This window comes from Streptomyces sp. NPDC047042, assembly GCF_040644035.1.
Taxonomy (GTDB): Bacteria; Actinomycetota; Actinomycetes; order Streptomycetales; family Streptomycetaceae; genus Streptomyces.
In genome coordinates, this window is record NZ_JBEYVP010000027.1 from 39,192 (window position 1) to 52,817 (window position 13,626).

At 72.0% G+C, this 13,626-nt stretch carries 10 protein-coding genes; 8 read left to right on the top strand and 2 right to left on the bottom strand.

The window, feature by feature from the left end:
- The first annotated feature begins 79 nt into the window (after positions 1 to 79).
- Both ABZ855_RS29380 and hemW read left to right on the top strand, forming a co-directional pair.
- On the top strand, positions 80 to 2,251 hold the full coding sequence (locus ABZ855_RS29380; protein WP_360811894.1) for an ATP-binding SpoIIE family protein phosphatase: 2,172 nt from the start codon (positions 80 to 82) through the stop codon (positions 2,249 to 2,251).
- Positions 2,252 to 2,293: 42 nt separating this feature from the next.
- Positions 2,294 to 3,526: a radical SAM family heme chaperone HemW gene (gene hemW, locus ABZ855_RS29385; protein WP_360811896.1), complete on the top strand. Its 1,233-nt coding sequence runs from the start codon at positions 2,294 to 2,296 to the stop codon at positions 3,524 to 3,526.
- Positions 3,527 to 3,637: 111 nt separating this feature from the next.
- Here hemW and ABZ855_RS29390 read toward each other — a convergent pair whose 3' ends face one another.
- Entirely contained in the window at positions 3,638 to 4,468 is an 831-nt protein-coding gene (locus ABZ855_RS29390) for a DUF3097 domain-containing protein (RefSeq protein ID WP_360811898.1), read from the bottom strand.
- Positions 4,469 to 4,499: 31 nt separating this feature from the next.
- Positions 4,500 to 5,279, bottom strand: a complete 780-nt coding sequence (locus tag ABZ855_RS29395) for an MBL fold metallo-hydrolase (RefSeq protein ID WP_360811900.1) — start codon at positions 5,277 to 5,279, stop codon at positions 4,500 to 4,502.
- Positions 5,280 to 5,479: 200 nt separating this feature from the next.
- Between ABZ855_RS29395 and hrcA the strand changes: the two genes are divergently transcribed.
- From hrcA to ABZ855_RS29425, 6 genes are all read left to right on the top strand, one after another.
- Positions 5,480 to 6,496 carry a heat-inducible transcriptional repressor HrcA gene (gene hrcA, locus ABZ855_RS29400; RefSeq protein ID WP_319204500.1) on the top strand — a complete coding sequence of 339 codons (1,017 nt, stop codon included), beginning with the start codon at positions 5,480 to 5,482 and terminating at the stop codon, positions 6,494 to 6,496.
- Positions 6,497 to 7,633 (top strand): molecular chaperone DnaJ, encoded by a 1,137-nt coding sequence (gene dnaJ, locus ABZ855_RS29405; protein ID WP_319204502.1) that lies wholly within the window; start codon positions 6,497 to 6,499, stop codon positions 7,631 to 7,633.
- 78 nt (positions 7,634 to 7,711) lie between these two features.
- On the top strand, positions 7,712 to 8,788 hold the full coding sequence (locus tag ABZ855_RS29410) for a nitronate monooxygenase (protein ID WP_360811902.1): 1,077 nt from the start codon (positions 7,712 to 7,714) through the stop codon (positions 8,786 to 8,788).
- Positions 8,785 to 9,528, top strand: a complete 744-nt coding sequence (locus ABZ855_RS29415) for a 16S rRNA (uracil(1498)-N(3))-methyltransferase (RefSeq protein ID WP_360811904.1) — start codon at positions 8,785 to 8,787, stop codon at positions 9,526 to 9,528. The genes ABZ855_RS29410 and ABZ855_RS29415 overlap by 4 nt, the downstream gene beginning before the upstream one ends.
- A 56-nt stretch (positions 9,529 to 9,584) precedes the next feature.
- A complete protein-coding gene (locus ABZ855_RS29420) occupies positions 9,585 to 10,151 on the top strand; it encodes a hypothetical protein (RefSeq protein WP_360811906.1) in 567 nt (188 codons plus the stop codon).
- Between the two features lie 60 nt (positions 10,152 to 10,211).
- Complete coding sequence (locus tag ABZ855_RS29425; protein WP_360811908.1) at positions 10,212 to 13,436, top strand: S41 family peptidase; 3,225 nt, start codon at positions 10,212 to 10,214, stop codon at positions 13,434 to 13,436.
- The last annotated feature ends 190 nt before the right edge of the window (positions 13,437 to 13,626 follow it).

Consider the following 13,626-nt stretch of genomic DNA (forward strand, 5'->3'; position numbering starts at 1 on the left):
CGCTTATGGGCGTGGTCGGTCTGTCACTCTGTCCGCGTCCATTGAGGTGTATTCGTACGAGCTGCCCGGGGAGCTGCCCATGGGGGTCATTCCGACGCAACGGGAGACCGTCTCCCGTGCGCCGTCCCCGGCGCCCGGCATTCCCGCGCGCCGGAGTGCGGACCGGCGCGCGGTTGTGCACGCCACGCTCGGCGGCGGCCCTCTCGCGGCGGGCGCGGCCCGTGGCCTCGTACGCGCGGCCCTCGCCGAATGGGCCCAACTCGGCCTGCCCGGCGCCGCATCGCTGCCGGAGCGGCTCATCGACGACGCCATGCTGGTCGTCAGTGAACTCGTCACCAACGCCGTCGTCCACGCGGGGACGGATGTCGAACTGGCGTGCCGACTGGAGACCTCGGGTGAACCGGAGGCCGAGGGCGGTGAGGTAGGGGCCGGGGGGAAGGGTCCCGTGCTCCTCGTCGAGGTGTCCGATCATCATCCCTCCCGCGCGCCTCGGGACGGCGGTGTCGAACTTCCGTACGACATACCGGAGTACGGGCGTGGCCTTCGCCTCGTCTCCGTGCTCTCCGAGGCCTGGGGAGTCACCTACCGCACCGGCGTCAAGACCGTCTGGGCACGGCTTCCCGCCGAGGGGACGAGGACCGACGACGACTTCGAGGCGTACGACGACACGCAGGCCCTCGGTCGCGGGTTACGGGCCGGCGAGGTCCCCGCCCCCGAGCCGCAGCGCGGCCCGCACGACCAGGAGTGGCTCGATCACGGCGCCCTCTCCTTCCTCGCCGAGGCCTCCGACCTCCTTGCCGGGCACCTCGACGAGGACCATGTCGCCGCGCTCACCGCACAGCTCCTCGTCCCGCGCCTCGCCGACTGGTGCGCGGTGTGGCTGGAGGACGAGTCCATGGGACGCGGGAGCTGGAGCGACGGCGGCGGAGCAGGCGGAGGCGGGAACGGCGGACGCTGGGGGAGCGGCGGGTACGTCGGACCCGGGCCGCGGCTCACCGGGGTGTGGCACCGCAGCGAGGAGCGGGTCGAGGAGTTGCGGGGCGCCCTGGAGAAGGACCCGCCGCGCCCGCCCGACACCTCCAGGACCGGGCCCGTTCCCGTGCCGTGGCCCGGCGACGCGCTCGGAGACGTGCACGAACAGGCACGCGAAGACGCGCGCGAAGACGCGCGCGAAGACGCGTGTGGCGGGGGGCCGGGGCGCGAGGACACCGGTGCCGCGCTCGCCTATCGGCTGGTCGCCGGCGGTCGGCCGCTCGGCACGCTGGTGATCGGGCGCGCCGGCGCGATCTGCTTCCCCGACGAGGTCACCGGCCTGGTCGAGGACCTCAGCCGCCGCGTCGCGCTCGCCGTCGGCGCCGCCCGCCAGTACGCCCGCCAGGCCACCATCAGCCGTATCCTCCAGCGCGGGCTGCTGCCCGGCGCCGTCGCCGAGATCCCCGGCATCAGCAGCGCCCTCGTCTACGAGCCCTGCGACAAGGGCGGGCCCAGCGGCGACTTCTACGACCTCTTCCCGGCCGGCGCCGGCCGCTGGTGTTTCGCCGTCGGCGACGTCCAGGGCAAGGGGCCCGAGGCCGCCGTGGTGATCGGCCTCGCCCGGCCCTGGCTGCGGCTGCTCGCCCGCGAGGGCTACCGCGTCGCCGATGTCCTCGACCGCCTCAACCAACTGCTCCTCGACGACGCCACGGAGACGGCGGACGCGGCGGCCCGCGCGCTCGTCGCGGCGGAGGGGCGCCACGGGCCACCGGGTGCCGCGGCGGGGCCGACAGGGGGTGCGGGGGGTTCGTTCGCCTCGGCTGTCCCCGGCGGCCTGGGCGCCGTACGGCCGGGTGAGGGGCCGCAGACTCGCTTCCTCTCCCTGCTGTACGGCGAACTCGTCCCCTTCGACGGAGGCGTGCGCTGCACCCTCGCCTCGGCCGGGCATCCGCTGCCGCTGGTGCTCCGGGCGGGCGGGGAGGTCCTCACGGCAGCCGAACCGCAGACCCTGCTCGGGGTCGTCGAGGACGAGACGTACACCAGCGGAAGCTTCGAGCTGTGGCCCGGCGACAGCCTGCTGTGCGTCACCGACGGGGTCACCGAGCGGCGCTGCGGGCCCCGCCAGTTCGACGACGGCGACGGTCTGGCGAGCGCCCTCGCGGGCTGCGCGGGGCTGAGCGCTCAGCTGATCGCGGAACGTATCAGCCGGCTCGTGCACGAGTTCGGGGAGCAGCCGCCGGAGGACGATCTGGCACTGCTGGTGCTGCAGACCGGGTGACGGCGCCCGGGACACCCGTGGCGGTGCTGGACAATGGGAGACATGCCCTCCGCACTTCCCGACGGCGAGGCCGTCCCCGACGACGGTGCCCTCCCCGCCCCCGCGCTCGCCGGGGCGGCGGATCGTCCCCTCGGGTTCTACCTCCACGTCCCGTACTGCGCGACCCGCTGCGGCTACTGCGACTTCAACACCTACACCGCGACCGAGCTGCGCGGCACGGGCGGTGTCCTCGCCTCCCGCGACAACTACGCGGACACCCTGATCGACGAGGTCCGGCTCGCCCGGAAGGTCCTCGGCGACGACCCGCGCGAGGTCCGCACGGTGTTCGTCGGAGGCGGTACGCCCACACTGCTGGCCGCCGACGACCTCGTACGGATGCTGGGGGCGATCCGTGACGAGTTCGGCCTCGCGGCGGACGCCGAGGTGACGACCGAGGCGAATCCGGAGTCCGTGGACGAGCGATATCTGGCCACTCTGCGCGAGGGGGGTTTCAACCGGATCTCCTTCGGGATGCAGAGCGCGAAGCAGCATGTGCTGAAGGTGCTGGACCGTACGCACACGCCGGGGCGCCCCGAGGCGTGTGTCGCGGAGGCGCGAGCGGTGGGGTTCGAACATGTGAACCTCGACCTGATCTACGGCACGCCCGGGGAGTCCGACGACGACTGGCGGGCCTCGCTGGACGCGGTGCTGGGGGCCGGGCCGGACCATGTGAGCGCCTATGCGCTGATCGTGGAGGAGGGTACGCAGCTGGCTCGGCGTATCCGCCGGGGCGAGGTTCCGATGACCGACGACGACGTCCACGCTGATCGGTATCTGATCGCCGACGAGGTGCTGGGGGCGGCGGGATTCGAGTGGTACGAGGTGTCGAACTGGGCTACGTCGGAGGCGGCCCGGTGTCTTCACAACGAGCTGTACTGGCGTGGCGCCGACTGGTGGGGTGCGGGGCCGGGGGCGCACAGTCATGTGGGGGGCGTGCGGTGGTGGAACGTGAAGCATCCGGGGGCGTACGCGGGGGCGTTGGCGGCGGGGCGGTCGCCGGGGGCGGGGCGCGAGGTGCTGTCGGAGGAGGATCGGCGGGTCGAGCGGGTGTTGTTGGAGTTGCGGTTGCGGGAGGGGGTGCCGTTGGGGGTGTTGCGGGAGGCGGGGTTGGTGGCTGCGGGGAGGGCGTTGCGGGAGGGGTTGTTGGAGGCGGGGGCGTTTGAGGAGGGGTGGGGGGTGTTGACGTTGCGGGGGCGGTTGTTGGCTGATGCGGTGGTTCGGGATTTGGTGGACTGAGGGGGTGTGCTGCTGCGGGGCTGAGTTGTTCTCGCCCCCGCCGCCCCTACCCGTCCCATCCCTGGGGGCTGTGCCCCCAGACCCCCCTACGGCCCTGAACGGGCCTTGTCCTCAAACGCCGGACGGGCTGGAAATGCTGGCGTCAGTGACGAAGTCGATCAGCCGCTCCACAGAGCCCAGCAGCTCTGGTTCCAGGTCCCTGTACGAGTTCACCCTTGCCAAGATTGCCTGCCATACCGCGCCCGTGTTGGTCGGCCAGCCCAGTTCGCGGCACACGCCTGTTTTCCAGTCCTCGCCGTGGGGGATTCGGGGCCAGGCCTTGATTCCCAGTGATGCCGGCTTCACCGCCTCCCATACGTCGATGTACGGGTGGCCTACCACCAGTGCGTGTTCGCTTGTCACCGACTGTGCGATCCGGAACTCCTTCGTGCCCGGGATCAGGTGGTCCACCAGGATGCCCAGGCGGGCGTCCGGGCCCGGGGCGAACTCGGTCACGATCGCGGGGAGGTCGTCGATGCCCTCCAGGTACTCGACGACCACGCCCTCCACCCGCAGGTCGTCTCCCCACACCTTCTCGACCAGTTCCGCGTCGTGACGGCCCTCGACATAGATCCGCCCCGCCCTGGCCACCCGCGCCCGGGCCCCGGGGACCGCCAGCGAACCGGAAGCCGTACGGGACGGGCGGAGAGAGGGGGACGGGGCGGCGGGGCGTACGAGCGTTACCGGTTTGCCCTCCAGGAGGAAGGCGGCCGGTTCCAGCGGGAACACGCGGTGTTTGCCGAAGCGGTCCTCCAGGGTGACCGTGCCCGCCTCGCAGCGGATCACCGCGCCGCAGAAGCCCGTACCGGGCTCCTCGACCACCAGGCCCGGTTCGGCCGGGACCTGGGGTACGGGCTTCGGCTTCTTCCAGGGCGGGGTCAGGTCCGGAGAGTACTGGCGCATTCGGATGACGATAGGAGAAGCCCCCTCGCCCTCAGTCCACCGCCCGTCGCGACACGCCGAAACGGCTTGCCAGCGCGTCCCGTTGGGCCCGTACGAACGCGGCGTCCACCACCGCGCCGTGGCCGGGGACGTACAGCGCGTCCTCGCCGCCCAGGGCGAGCAGGCGGTCGAGGGCCGTCGGCCAGTGGGACGGCACGGCGTCGGGGCCCGCCTGGGGGTCGCCCGACTCCTCGACCAGGTCGCCGCAGAAGACGACCGGCGGGGCGTTGCGGGGGCGTACGACCGCTACCAGGTCGTGGTGGGTGTGGGCGGGGCCGGGGGTGGTTGTCAGGAGGACTTCCGGGGCGCCGGGGGGCGTGATCGTGAGGTTTCCGCGTACGTACTGGTGCGGGGTCACGAGGGTGTCCGCCGCCTCCTCCGCCGAGGGGGCGTCCAGGCCGTTGTGAACCGCGTCCGCACGCAATGCCTCGCGGCCCGCTTTTCCGTAGACGTCGGGAGTGGGGGCGGCGGCTTCTGCCGCTGCCGCGAAGATGTGCGCGCCCGCGAACGCCGCCGCTCCGAAAATATGATCGAAATGGGGGTGGGTGAGTGCGAGAAAGTCCACACGGCGCCCGGCGAGCCTCTGCGCCTCCAGACGCACCTTCGCGCCCTCCGCGAGGCTCGATCCCGCGTCGATCAGGAGTGCGCCGCCCGGCCAGGTCACCAGCCCCACCGTGCAGTCCCAGACCGGCAGCCGGCGCCGTCCGGCCCCGGCCGCCAGGCGTTCCCAGCCCAGGTCTTCCCACCGCGGCTCTTCCCAAGTCGCTTTCATGCGGCGACGCTAGCCGGACGCGACATCGCAGGACAGGTCGGTACACGTCGGCAGGTCGGCGCAGGCCGCCCTTGCCGGGGGCGTACCCGACAGCCGTACACTGGGCCGGGGAACTCTGGCACTCGCACGCGAAGAGTGCCAGGGCTGGTCAGTGAAGAGCAGCGCTCAGGGACGACGACAGCAGCTGGAGGTGCGCGCGGATGCTCAGTGAACGCAGGCTCGAAGTGCTGCGCGCCATCGTCCAGGACTATGTCGGCACCGAGGAGCCGGTCGGGTCCAAGGCGCTCACCGAGCGGCACAACCTCGGGGTCTCCCCGGCGACGGTCCGCAACGACATGGCGGCGCTGGAGGACGAGGGGTTCATCGCCCAGCCGCACACCAGTGCGGGGCGCATCCCGACCGACAAGGGCTACCGGCTCTTCGTCGACAAGCTCGCCGGTGTGAAGCCGATGACGGCCCCCGAGCGGCGTGCCATCCAGAATTTTCTGGACGGTGCCGTCGATCTCGACGATGTGGTCGGGCGGACTGTTCGGTTGCTTGCCCAGCTGACGCGGCAGGTCGCCGTCGTGCAGTATCCGTCGCTCACGCGTTCTACCGTCCGGCATGTGGAGCTGCTCTCGCTCGCTCCCGCGCGCGTGATGCTCGTGCTGATCACGGACACGGGCCGCGTGGAGCAGCGGATGATCGACTGCCCGGCGCCCTTCGGGGAGACGTCGCTGGCGGATCTACGCGCGCGGCTCAACAGCCGGGTCGCGGGCCGCCGGTTCGCGGACGTGCCGCAGCTGGTGCAGGATCTCCCGGACGCCTTCGAGGCGGAGGACCGGGGGACGGTCGCGACGGTGCTCTCCACTCTTCTGGAGACGCTCGTCGAGGAGACCGAGGAGCGGTTGATGATCGGCGGAACGGCCAATCTGACCCGCTTCGGCCATGACTTTCCCCTCACTATCCGACCCGTTCTGGAAGCCCTGGAGGAACAGGTCGTACTTCTCAAACTCCTTGGTGAGGCCGGGGATTCGAGCATGACCGTGCGAATCGGTCACGAGAACAAATACGAGGGACTCAACTCCACGTCCGTCGTGTCGGTCGGCTACGGTTCGGGCGGCGAGGCAGTCGCCAAGCTCGGCGTGGTCGGACCGACCCGCATGGACTACCCGGGAACGATGGGAGCGGTACGCGCAGTGGCACGGTACGTCGGACAGATCCTGGCGGAGTCGTAAGTGGCCACGGACTACTACGCCGTACTCGGCGTGCGCCGCGACGCGTCCCAGGACGAGATCAAGAAGGCGTTCAGGAGGCTCGCCCGCGAGCTGCACCCGGACGTCAACCCCGATCCGAAGACGCAGGAGCGGTTCAAGGAGATCAACGCCGCGTACGAGGTGTTGTCGGACCCGCAGAAGAAGCAGGTCTACGACCTCGGCGGCGACCCCCTCTCGCAGGCGGGCGGCGGAGGCGCGGGCGGCTTCGGCGCCGGTGGCTTCGGGAACTTCTCGGACATCATGGACGCGTTCTTCGGAACGGCGTCCCAGCGCGGGCCGAGGTCGCGTACGCGGCGCGGCCAGGACGCGATGATCCGGCTCGACATCGAGCTCGACGAGGCCGCCTTCGGGACCACCAAGGACATCCAGGTCGACACGGCCATCGTGTGCGGCACCTGTAGCGGTGAGGGTGCCGCGCCGGGGACCTCCGCCCAGACCTGCGACATGTGTCGCGGCCGGGGTGAGGTGTCCCAGGTGACGCGGTCCTTCCTGGGCCAGGTCATGACGTCCCGGCCCTGCCCGCAGTGCCAGGGGTTCGGGACGGTCGTTCCGACGCCGTGCCCCGAGTGCGCGGGCGACGGGCGGGTGCGGTCGCGGCGGACGCTGACCGTGAAGATCCCCGCGGGTGTCGACAACGGTACGCGGATCCAGCTCGCCGGTGAGGGCGAGGTGGGCCCGGGCGGCGGTCCCGCCGGTGACCTGTACGTCGAGATCCACGAGCTGCCGCACTCGCAGTTCCAGCGGCGCGGAGACGATCTGCACTGCACGGTGACCCTTCCGATGACGGCGGCGTCCCTGGGCACGAAGGTGCCGCTGGAGACGCTCGACGGGCTCGAGGAGGTCGACATCCGTCCCGGCACCCAGTCCGGGCAGTCGATCCCGCTGCACGGGCGCGGGGTCACGCACCTGAGGGGCGGCGGGCGCGGTGACCTCATCGTCCATGTCGAGGTCATGACGCCCACGAAGCTCGATCCCGAGCAGGAGCGGTTGCTGCGGGAACTGGCGAAGCTGCGGGGTGAGGAGCGGCCCACCGGGCAGTTCCAGCCTGGGCAGCAGGGGCTGTTCTCGCGGCTGAAGGACGCCTTCAACGGGCGCTGAGGACGGGGCCGCGCCCCTGCGGGAGCTGGGGGTAAGGCCTGATTCGGACTTGTGCGGGGGACGTGACAACATGCCGTCATGTCCTCCGCACTGACCGATCTCTTTCCTCACCCGATCGTGCAGGCCCCCATGGCGGGCGGCGTCTCCGTCCCGCAGCTGGCCGGGGCCGTCGCCGATGCGGGCGGGCTCGGGTTCCTCGCCGGCGGGTACAAGACCGCCGACGGGATGTACCAGGAGATCAAGACCCTGCGCGGACTCACCGGCCGTCCCTTCGGCGTGAACCTCTTCATGCCGCAGCCCGAGTATGCCGACCCCGCCGCCGTCGAGGTGTACGCCCACCAGCTCGCGGGTGAGTCCACCTGGTACGACACCGAGCTGGGCGACCCGGACAGCGGACGCGACGACGGGTACGACGCCAAGCTCGCCGTACTCCTCGACAACCCGGTGGCGGTCGTCTCCTTCCACTTCGGGGTGCCGAGCCCCGACGTACTGGACTCCCTCCGCCGCGCGGGCACCTTCACCCTGGTCACCGCGACCACCGCCGAGGAGGCCCTCGCCGTGGAGCGGGCCGGGGCCGACGCGGTGATCGTGCAGGGCGCCGAGGCCGGTGGCCATCAGGGCACCCACCGGGACAACCCCGAGGCCGACTGTGCCGCGATCGGGCTGCTCTCCCTTCTCGCGCAGGTCCGCGAGACCGTGAACCTGCCCCTTGTCGCCGCAGGCGGGCTCATGCGCGGCAGCCAGATCGCGGCCGTCCTCGCCGCGGGCGCGAGCGCCGCCCAGCTCGGCACCGCGTTCCTCGCCACCCCCGAGTCCGGCGCCCACGCGCTGCACAAGCAGGCGCTGACGAACCCCCTCTTCGTCCGTACGGAGCTGACGCGCGCGTTCTCCGGCCGGCCGGCCCGGGGGCTGGTGAACCGTTTCGTGCGCGAGCACGGCCCGTACGCGCCCGCCGCCTACCCCGAGGTCCACCACCTCACCTCGCCCCTGCGCAAGAAGGCCGCCGCGTCGGGCGACGCGCAGGGCATGGCGCTGTGGGCGGGACAGGGGCACCGGATGGCCCGTGACCTTCCGGCGGGCGAGCTGGTGCGGGTGCTGGCCGACGAGATCGAGGTCGCGCGGGACGCGTTGCTGGGCGGGGGTGCGAGCTCATGACCGCGCCCGTGTTCGTCGTCGAGAACCTCCCCGACGTCCGGCAGTACGTCCTCGACGGGCCCGAAGGCCGTCACGCCGTCTCCGTGAAGCGGCTGCGGGTCGGTGAGGCCGTCGTCCTCACCGACGGCGCCGGACACTGGGCGGACGGCGAGGTCGTCGGTGTCGAGGGCAAGGACCAGCTGGTTCTGCGGCTCGGCGCGGTCGTCGAGGAGGCGGTGGAGTCTCCGCGTATCACCGTCGTCCAGGCTCTTCCCAAGGGCGACCGGGGCGAGTTGGCCGTCGAGACGATGACCGAGACCGGGGTCGACGCCATCGTTCCCTGGGCCGCCTCCCGGTGCATCACCCAGTGGCGGGGCGACCGTGGGCTGAAGGCGCTCGCCAAGTGGCGGGCCACCGCCCGGGAAGCCGGCAAGCAGTCCCGCCGGGTGCGCTTCCCGGAGGTCGCGGACGCCGCGTCGAGCAAGCAGGTTGCCGCACTTCTCGCCAACGCCGACTTCGCCGCCGTACTGCACGAGGACCGTGAGTACCCCAGCGCCGCGCTCGCGACCGCCGAACTCCCCTCCGCTGGTGAGATCGTGCTGGTCGTCGGGCCCGAAGGCGGCGTCTCCCCCGAGGAGTTGGCCCTCTTCGAGGAGGCGGGGGCGAAGGCGTACCGGCTCGGGGCCAGTGTGCTGCGTACCTCGACCGCCGGTACCGCCGCTACGGCACTGCTGCTCGGCCGCACCGGACGCTGGTCCTAGACCCTGTCCGGTACACGCCTTCCGGGGCGGGGCCCGGCGGTGGCAGGCTGCCCAACATGGGGGCTATGAGACGGATTTGGCACCGGCCGCGCAGGAGCCGCCGGGTGGTCGCGGCGGCCGGACTCGTGGTGGCCGGCGTGAGTGGGATCGTCGCCTGCGATCCCGGTGGACTCAGTTCGGCCACGGTGGCGTTCACCACCGACCAGACCGCGACGAAGGAACTCGAGCGACGGGACGTCGACGTCCAGTGGCTCACCTGCACGGCCTCGGTCAACGGCGGCAACAAGGCGTCCGGGTCCGGGAGTTCGCCCTCGCCGAGCGCGAGCACCGTCGCGAGCGTCGAGTGCCGGGGCGAGACGAAGGGCGGCAAGGACATCACCGTCGACGGCAAAGTGACGCGCGCGGTCGACGGCAGATGCGTACGCGGTGACCTCACCGCCAAGGTCGCCGGCAAGCAGTGGTTCCGCGTCACCGGACTCGGCAACTGCGACGCGCCCAGCACCCCGCGCGCCACCTGGCGTCCCCCGGACAACGGGCGGCCCGAACCGACCGTGACCGTCACCGCGACGAAGACCGTCTACTGCCAGAAGAACCCGAACTGCTGGCCCGTCGAGGGTAAATGAGCAGGCATGAAGTGATCCAAACCTCTGTCCGGGGGCGTGCCCGCTGCTTAGGGTGATCGGGTGACTCAGCCCTCTTCGCCTGCGTATCTCCGGTTTCCGCATCTGCACGGCGACTCGGTCGCCTTCACCGCCGAGGACGACGTCTGGGTCGCCCCGCTCGACGGCGGCCGGGCCTGGCGCGTCAGCGCCGACAACGTACCGGTGAACCATCCCCGTTTCTCCCCGGACGGCACCCGCCTCGCCTGGACCTCCACCCGCGACGGCGCCCCCGAGGTCCATGTCGCCCCCATCGACGGCGGACCCGCCAAGCGGCTCACCCACTGGGGCAGTTGGCGGACCCAGGTACGCGGCTGGACCCCCGACGGGCGGGTCCTCGCCATCAGCACCCAGGGCCAGGCCAGCCTGCGCCGCTCCTGGGCCCGCGCCGTCCCGCTCGACGGCGGCCCGGCAACTCTCCTGCCGTACGGGCCCGTCGGCGATGTCGTCCAGGGCGGGCCGGGAGCGACCGTTCTCCTCTCCGCTCCCATGGGGCGCGAGGCCGCCTGGTGGAAGCGCTACCGGGGCGGTACGGCGGGCAAGCTGTGGATCGACCGGGAGGGCGCCGGCGAGTTCGTACGGCTGCACGCCGAGCTGGACGGGAACATCGAGTACCCGGTGTGGGTGGGGGAGCGCATCGCCTTCCTCTCCGACCACGAGGGTGTCGGGGCGTTGTACTCCTCCCTCGCCGACGGGTCCGACCTGCGACGTCACACCCCGCTCCACGGCTTCTACGCCCGGCATGCGGCGAGCGACGGCAGCCGGGTCGTGTACTCCTCCGCCGGTCAACTGTGGCTCCTCGACGACCTGGACGGGGCCGAGCCGCGACTCCTCGACATCCGGCTCGGCGGCCAGCGCGTCGACCTCCAGCCCCATCCCGTCAGCGCCTCCCGGTGGTTCAGCTCCGGCGCGCCGGACCACACCGGACGCGGCAGCGCCATCGGGGTGCGCGGCTCGGTGCACTGGGTCACCCACCGCTCCGGCCCCGCCCGCGTCCTCGCCTCCGGGCACGGTGTACGGGCCCGGCTGCCCCGCGCCTTCCGCGCGGACGGCGAGGAGTGGGCCGTGTGGGTGACGGACGCGGAGGGTGACGACGCACTGGAGTTCGCCCCCGCGACCGGTACCGCACCGGGGGCGCCGCCGCGCCGGCTCGCCGCCGGACAGCTCGGCCGCGTCCTCGGCCTCGCCGTGGCACCCGACGGCAGCCGGGTCGCCGTCGCCTCCCACGACGGGCGTGTGCTGCTCGTCGAGCGGGAGTCGGGCGAGGTGCGCGAGGTCGACAGCAGCGACGACGGCAATGTGACCGGGCTCGTCTTCTCACCCGACTCCGCCTGGCTCGCCTGGTCCCACCCCGGGCCGGACCCGCTGCGTCAGCTCAAGCTCGCCAACACCACCGACCTGTCGGTGACCGAGGCGACCCCGCTCCGCTTCCGGGACTACTCGCCCGCCTTCACCGTCGACGGCAAGCATCTCGTCTTCCTCTCGGCCAGGTCCTTCGACCCCGTCTACGACGAGCACGTGTTCGACCTCGCATTCGTCGGCGGCTCCCGTCCGCACCTCATCCCTCTCGCCGCGACCACGCCCTCGCCCTTCGGGCCGCAGCGGCACGGGCGGCCCTTCGAGGCGCCGGACAAGGACGAGACCCCGGACAGCGAGGGCGCCCCCGCCACCCGTATCGACCTCGACGGGCTCGCCGACCGGATCGTCCCCTTCCCGGTGGAGGCCGCCCGCTACTCCACGCTCCGCGCCGCCAAGGACGGCGTGCTGTGGCTGCGCCACCCCGTCCGCGGAGTCCTCGGCTCCTCCCGGGCCACCCCGGACGACCCCGACCCCAAGACCGAGCTGGAGCGGTACGATCTCGCCCAGAAGCGCATCGAGCACCTCGCCGGGGACGCCGACCACTTCGCCGTCAGCGGCGACGGCAAACGCGTTTTGCTGTGGACCGACGGCAAGCTGAAGGTCGTACCCAGCGACCGGCGCGCCTCGAACGACGACGAGAGCGACTCGAACATCACCGTCGACCTCTCCCGCGTCCGCCAGATCGTCGACCCGGCCGCCGAATGGCGGCAGATGTACGACGAGAACGGCCGCATCATGCGCGACAACTTCTGGCGCGCGGACATGGGCGGCACCGACTGGAACGCCGTCCTCGACCGCTACCGGCCCCTCCTCGACCGCGTCGCCACCCACGACGACCTCGTCGACCTTCTCTGGGAGGTTCACGGCGAGTTGGGCACCTCGCACGCGTACGTCACCCCGCGCGGCGGCTACGGCGGCGGCGAGCGCCAGGGCCTCCTGGGCGCCGACATCTCCCGCCACGAGGACGGCCCCCAGGACACCCCGCTCTGGCGCATCGACCGCATCCTCCCCGCCGAGACCTCCGACCCCGACGGTGTCTCCCCGCTCGCCGCACCCGGCGTCGCGGTGCGCCCCGGGGACGCGATCGTCGCCGTCGCCGGACAGCCCGTCGACCCGGTGACCGGGCCGGGCCCGCTGCTCGTCGGTACGGCGGGCAAGCCCATCGAGCTGACCATCTCGCCGTCCGGCGGCGGCGACCCGCGCCACGTGGTCGTCGTACCCCTCGCGGACGAGGAACCGTTGCGCTACCACGCGTGGGTCAACGACCGGCGCGCGTACGTCACCGAGAAGTCCGGCGGCCGGCTCGGCTATCTCCATGTGCCCGACATGCAGGCGCCCGGCTGGGCCCAGATCCACCGTGACCTGCGTGTCGAGGTCGCGAAGGAGGGGCTCGTCGTCGACGTCCGCGAGAACCGGGGCGGGCACACGTCGCAGCTGATCGTCGAGAAGCTGGCGCGGCGGATCGTCGGCTGGAACCTGCCGCGCGGGCTGCGCCCGTACAGCTACCCGGAGGACGCGCCGCGCGGGCCCGTCGTCGCCGTCGCCAACGAGTTCTCGGGGTCGGACGGGGACATCGTGAACGCGGCGATCAAGGCGCTGGGGATCGGGCCGGTGGTCGGTACGCGGACGTGGGGCGGGGTCATCGGCATCGACAACCGCTATGGGCTGGTCGACGGGACGCGGGTCACTCAGCCCAAGTACGCGTTCTGGCTGGAGGGTTACGGGTGGGGCGTGGAGAACCACGGGGTCGATCCGGACGTGGAGGTCGTGCAGACGCCGCAGGATTACGCCGCCGGGCGGGATGTCCAGCTGGATGCGGCGATCCGGCTGGCGCTGGAGTCGCTGGAGGAGCGGCCGGCGAGGACGGCGCCGGCGTTGCCTGAGGTGTAGTTTTCTCGCCCCCGCCGCCCCTACCCGTCCCATCCCGTCCTGGGGGCTGCCGCCCCCAGACCCCCGCTTCGCGCTGAACGCGCTCGTCCTCAAACGCCGGACGGGCTAAAAATTAGCCCCTCCGGCGTTTGAGGAGCGGGGGTTCGGGGGCAGCGCCCCCGAGGGGTCGCCCACTCGGCCCTCTCCGACC

Excerpts from the sequence above, each read along its gene's own strand:
- ABZ855_RS29390 (WP_360811898.1), bottom strand. The coding sequence starts at position 4,468 with ATGCGCCAGTACTCTCCGGACCTGACCCCGCCCTGGAAGAAGCCGAAG.
- ABZ855_RS29415 (WP_360811904.1), top strand. The coding sequence starts at position 8,785 with ATGACCGCGCCCGTGTTCGTCGTCGAGAACCTCCCCGACGTCCGGCAG.
- hrcA (WP_319204500.1), top strand. The coding sequence starts at position 5,480 with ATGCTCAGTGAACGCAGGCTCGAAGTGCTGCGCGCCATCGTCCAGGAC.
- ABZ855_RS29395 (WP_360811900.1), bottom strand. The coding sequence starts at position 5,279 with ATGAAAGCGACTTGGGAAGAGCCGCGGTGGGAAGACCTGGGCTGGGAA.
- ABZ855_RS29420 (WP_360811906.1), top strand. The coding sequence starts at position 9,585 with ATGGGGGCTATGAGACGGATTTGGCACCGGCCGCGCAGGAGCCGCCGG.
- ABZ855_RS29410 (WP_360811902.1), top strand. The coding sequence starts at position 7,712 with ATGTCCTCCGCACTGACCGATCTCTTTCCTCACCCGATCGTGCAGGCC.
- hemW (WP_360811896.1), top strand. The coding sequence starts at position 2,294 with ATGCCCTCCGCACTTCCCGACGGCGAGGCCGTCCCCGACGACGGTGCC.
- ABZ855_RS29380 (WP_360811894.1), top strand. The coding sequence starts at position 80 with ATGGGGGTCATTCCGACGCAACGGGAGACCGTCTCCCGTGCGCCGTCC.